The sequence below is a fragment of the Haloferula luteola genome (assembly GCF_014201715.1).
Lineage (GTDB): Bacteria > Verrucomicrobiota > Verrucomicrobiia > Verrucomicrobiales > Akkermansiaceae > Haloferula > Haloferula luteola.
Window position 1 is genome coordinate 1 of sequence record NZ_JACHFD010000047.1, and the last position, 5,691, is coordinate 5,691.

A 5,691-nucleotide genomic window follows, 5' to 3' on the forward strand; every position below is an offset into this window, starting at 1 on the left:
CATTTCCAACTCAGAAACCTCTTCGCTTCCACTCTTACGAAAGCTGTGTCCTCACTTCTCGGTCCTTGAAAATCTGATCTTCAGAAAGAAATAAGGAATCAAGCCATACGGATGATTAGTAGTGCTCGGCTACATCTGTTACCAGACTTCGACCTACACCCTATCAACGTGGTCGTCTTCCACGATCCTTCAGGGAAAACTCATCTTGGGAACTGCTTGGCGCTTAGATGCTTTCAGCGCTTATCAGGCCCGCACTTAGCTACCCGGCCATGCCGTTGACACGACAACCGGTGCACCAGAGGTGCGTCAATCCCGGTCCTCTCGTACTAGGAATTGAACCCCTCAGTTTTCCTGCGCCCACAGAGGATAGAGGACCGAACTGTCTCGCGACGTTCTGAACCCAGCTCGCGTGCCGCTTTAACCGGCGAACAGCCGGACCCTTGGGACCTTCTCCAGCCCCAGGATGCGACGAGCCGACATCGAGGTGCCAAACTTCGCCGTCGATATGAACTCTTGGGCGAAATCAGCCTGTTATCCCTAAGGTACCTTTTATCCGTTGAGCGACGGCAATTCCACATTCTACCGCCGGATCACTTGGGCCGACTTTCGTCTCTGCTCGGCTTGTAGGCCTCGCAGTTAGGCGGGTTTATGCCCATGCACTCGACACACGGTTGCAAACCGTGCTGAACCCACCTTCGCGCTCCTCCGTTACTCTTTGGGAGGATACCGCCCCAGTAAAACTGACCGGCTGACACTGTTCCACGTCCGGTTTCACGGACCGTGGTTAGATTCCCCAACACCCAAGGGTGGTATCTCACTGGCGACTCCGAAACCCCCTAAAGGGCCTCTTCAACGTCTCCCACTTATGCTGAGCATGAGAATCGAAGAACCAATGACAGCTTACAGTTAAGGTCTATAGGGTCTTTCCGTCCTTCTGCGGGTAGGCGGCATCTTCACCGCCATTACAATTTCACTGAGCACCTGGTTGAGACAGCGCCCAACTCGTTACACGATTCGTGCAGGTCGGAACTTACCCGACAAGGAATTTCGCTACCTTAGGACCGTTATAGTTACGGCCGACATTCACGGGGACTTGGACTCGAAGCTTCGCCCGAAAGCTAACATCTCATCTTAATCTTTCCGCATTGGTCACGTGTCACATCCTATACTTGGACTTAGCGTCTTGGCAGAATGCTGTGTTTTTGCTAAACAGTCGGTTGGGCCTGGTCACTGCGGCCCCCCTAAGGGGGCACCCCTTCTTCCGAAGTTACGGGGCTAATTTGCCGAGTTCCTTAACCAGGGTTCACTCTTGCGCCTTGGAATACTCATCCCACCCACCTGTGTCGGTTTACGGTACGGGTCGCTTAGCATACGCAGGGGCTTTTCTTGGCACAATCTCTTGCAATGCGGATCAGCCGTAGCCTCACCTCGGAATTCATTCACCTAATTGCAATCCATCATGCGTCCCCCCTGTTTAAGGGTCGCAAGTGCAGGAATATTAACCTGCTGTCCATCGCCTACGCGTATCCGCCTCGGCTTAGGTCCCGACTAACCCAGGGACGAAAAACGTAGCCCTGGAAACCTTGGGTTTACGGCGGACCGGGATTTCACCGGTCTTATCGTTACTCATGTCTGCATCCTCTCTTCTCAACACTCCACTTTCAGTCGCCATCCAGCTTCTATGCGTTGAGAATGCTCCTCTACCGCTCCGCTTACGCAAAGCCCAGAGCTTCGGTACCATGCTTAATCGCCAATCATTTTCGGCGCAGAGTCTCTCGATGAGTAAGCTATTACGCATTTTTTAAATGGTGGCTGCTTCTAAGCCAACATCCTCACTGTCTGTGAAACTCCACATCCTTTCCACTTAGCATGGTTTAGGCACCTTAGCTGCTGATCAGGGTTGTTTCCCTTTTGACGATGAAGCTTATCCCCCACCGTCTCACTGCCGCGCTCCACCCACTGGTATTCGGAGTTTGATAAGGTTTGGTACCCGGGTATGGGCCCTAGCCTTTTCAGTGCTCTACCCCCAATGGTCAGCACGCGACGCTGCACCTCAATGCATTTCGAGGAGAACCAGCTATCACGGGGTTTGAATAGCCTTTCACTCCTACCCTCAGCTCATCCGAGAATTTTTCAACATTCACCGGTTCGGTCCTTCACGTCGTATTACCGACGCTTCAACCTGGCCAAGGGTAGATCACCTCCGCTTCGGGTCCGGCACCTGCAACTCATTCGCCCTATTCGGACTCGCTTTCGCTTCGCCTCCGTCCCAAAAAGACTTAGGCTCGCCACAGATACCAACTCGCAGACTCATTAAGCAAAAGGCACGCAGTCACAGCCAAAGCTGCTCCTACACCTTGTAGGCACAGGGTTTCAGGTTCTATTTCACTCCGCTCACAGCGGTTCTTTTCACCTTTCCCTCACGGTACTGGTTCACTATCGGTCGCCAACGAGTATTTAGCCTTGGAGGGTGGTCCCCCCATCTTCACACACCGTTCCACGTGTGGTGTGTTACTTGCACCTAGCCAGCTCAGATTTCGCGCACGGGAGTCTCACCCTCTTTGCCGTGTCGTTCCAAACACTTACACTATCCTTACTGGTCACTATTGGTTGGGCTGCTCCGCGTTCGCTCGCCACTACTTACGGAATCTCGGTTGATTTCTTTTCCTCCGGTTACTGAGATGTTTCACTTCACCGGGTATCGCGAACTCTTCCCTATTTCATTCAGGAAGAGACGACGAGGCTCTAACCCCGTCAGGTTACCCCATTCGGAAATCTCCGGATCATCGCCAATTTGCGGCTCCCCGAAGCTTATCGCAGCTTATCACGTCCTTCATCGCCTGTTGGCACCAAGGCATCCACTCTGTGCCCTTTAAAGCTTGATTCCGTTCTTTCGAAATCAGCTCCTTGGTTCTTTCTACTCCCACCCAAAAACCCCAGAATCTCTCCCAGTAGCTCTCAGGCAGGATTGCCGTATTAAAATCGAGTATTTCCAAAGACCACGCAAGAACACCATTTGCTTTCAGTGAAGCAGTTTCGTTTCTGTCGCAGTTGGAAAAACTTTAAATTATCTTCTCCATATGGATGTCAAAGAGCGAGACCTTCAGCAGGTCGCTGCTTCGCTACACTTCTTCTCCCCTTTTCACGTCACCAGGTCAGTAAATGGTGGGCCAGACAGGACTTGAACCTGTGACCCCACGCTTATCAAGCGTGTGCTCTAACCAACTGAGCTACAGGCCCTTTTTATTCAGGAGCTCGCGCTCCCGCGGCGGTCGCCCGTCGGGTTGGTGGAGGTAACCGGATTCGAACCGATGACATCCTGCTTGCAAAGCAGGCGCTCTACCAACTGAGCTATACCCCCCGGTAACCTTGGTCATGTCATCAAGAATCCCCAGCACTTCCGCACCAGAAATCCCCAATCCCACAACCGGGAAGGGAATAGAAAAGATCAAATCGTACGCCGCTCGGCGTTTCACGCAGCCCCTTTCGGGCCAACTTTAAGTGTCAAGGGTTGGTTCGAATGGGCTTTCCCCACTCTCACTGCCATTCGCACAGCAGTGCCGACCTTCAGTCATCCATCCTCTCAGATGCATGCTGATTTCTCCTTAGAAAGGAGGTGATCCAGCCGCAGGTTCCCCTACGGCTACCTTGTTACGACTTCATCCCAGTTACCAGCTTCACCTTAGGACCATACGATACTTCGGGTGCTACCGGCTTCCATGATGTGACGGGCGGTGTGTACAAGACCCGGGAACGTATTCACGGCGCCGTAGCTGATGCGCCATTACTAGCGATTCCAACTTCATGGAGGCGAGTTGCAGCCTCCAATCCGAACTGGGCCCAGTTTTACAGATTTCCTCCACCTCGCGGTCTCGGCTCTAATTGTACTGGGCATTGTAGTACGTGTGCAGCCCTGGGCGTAAGGGCCATACTGACCTGACGTCATCCCCACCTTCCTCCCAGTTGATCTGGGCAGTCTGAACAGAGTCCCCACCCGAAGTGCTGGCAACTGTTCACAGGGGTTGCGCTCGTTGCGGGACTTAACCCAACATCTCACGACACGAGCTGACGACGGCCATGCAGCACCTGTGCAAGGTGTCCGAAGACTCGCTGCCTTTCAACAGCTTAGCAATGCATGTCAAGCCCAGGTAAGGTTCTTCGCGTTGCATCGAATTAAGCCACATACTCCACCGCTTGTGCGGGTCCCCGTCAATTTCTTTGAGTTTTAGTCTTGCGACCGTACTCCCCAGGCGGTGCGCTTAACGCGTTAGCTCCGGCACAAGGGGGGTCGAAACCCCTCACACCAAGCGCACACCGTTTACTGCCAGGACTACAGGGGTATCTAATCCCTTTCGCTACCCTGGCCTTCGAGCCTCAGCGTCAGTCAATGTCCAGTAGCTCGCCTTCGCCACAAGTGTTCCTCTCGATATCCACGCATTTCACTGCTACACCGAGAATTCCAGCTACCCCTCCATTACTCTAGCAAAGCAGTATCGGGTGCAGTTCCGGGGTTGAGCCCCGGGATTTCACACCTGACTTACCTTGCCGCCTACGCTCCCTTTACGCCCAGTGATTCCGAACAACGCTCGGGACCTTCGTATTACCGCGGCTGCTGGCACGAAGTTAGCCGTCCCTTCCTCTTTCGATACTATCAACCCTGTCGGCTATTCACCGCCAGGTCTTGCTCTCAAATGACAGGAGTTTACAATCCGAAGACCTTCATCCTCCACGCGGCGTTGCACCATCAGACTTTCGTCCATTGTGAATTATTCTCGACTGCTGCCACCCGTAGGTGTCTGGACCGTGTCTCAGTTCCAGTGTGCCTGATCATCCTCTCAAACCAGGTACCCGTCGTCGCCTTGGTGAGCCGTTACCTCACCAACTAGCTGATAGGACGCGAGCCAATCCTGCAGCGGCAGCCGAAGCCACCTTTATCCTTGCGGAACTATGGGGTATTAATCCGCCTTTCGGCGGGCTATCCCCCTCTGCAGGGCATGTAACTCACGTGTTACTCACCCGTGCGCCACTAAGAACTTCTCTAGCAAGCTATCAAAGTCCTCCGTGCGACTTGCATGTCTTAAACACGCCGCCAGCGTTCGTTCTGAGCCAGAATCAAACTCTCCGTAAAAAAACGTCCGTTGAATTGCTTCAACGATTAAAAATTGTCGGACCTAGGAACCAGAGGTGCCACCCGTTAAGAGTCGCCCTTTCCAGTCCCAACCGCGCAAAACACACTCCCTCTCGGAAGCTTTTCGCGCGGCGCACGATTCAACCTTTTCTATTCCACCCGGACTCTTGCCTCACTCGAAAAACCCGTCTCCATTCCACTGCAAGCAGCTTCTTTTCAACGCTTTCCGAACCTTTGGCGTCCGGGCCAGTGCTTTGAAAGATCTTCATCGAGGGGACTAAAAAGTCGATCGCGCTGTCCGAAGCGACCCTCAGGTCCGACTCCAGGAGCTCCGATCGACTTTCGTCTCTCGCGCCGCGACCGTTGGTGCGGCGGGGCGGAAAATACATGGGCAGACCCCCGCGTCAACACCTTTCGAAGAGGTTTTTTCAATTTTTCGAATTTCGACCGGATTTCCCCGGTCTCCAGCGGGAGTTCCCCCGCCGCTCCGCTCATCACGGACCCTGTTTCATCCACTCCATCCCAATCCCTTAGCCATTCCCATGCCGGGTGGTGGGGGTTTT

General features: G+C 53.6%; 2 tRNA genes and 2 rRNA genes. All 4 read right to left on the reverse strand.

The features are described from left to right. Positions 1 to 94: 94 nt before the first annotated feature. Positions 95 to 2,885 (reverse strand): 23S ribosomal RNA (locus HNR46_RS20110). 278 nt (positions 2,886 to 3,163) lie between these two features. Continuing rightward, positions 3,164 to 3,240: transfer RNA gene (locus HNR46_RS20115), tRNA-Ile, on the reverse strand. Between the two features lie 45 nt (positions 3,241 to 3,285). Continuing rightward, positions 3,286 to 3,361: transfer RNA gene (locus tag HNR46_RS20120), tRNA-Ala, on the reverse strand. Positions 3,362 to 3,609: 248 nt separating this feature from the next. Next, positions 3,610 to 5,128 (reverse strand): 16S ribosomal RNA (locus HNR46_RS20125). Together the 16S and 23S rRNA genes with 2 tRNA genes alongside form the textbook arrangement of a ribosomal RNA operon. Between the last annotated feature and the right edge of the window lie 563 nt (positions 5,129 to 5,691).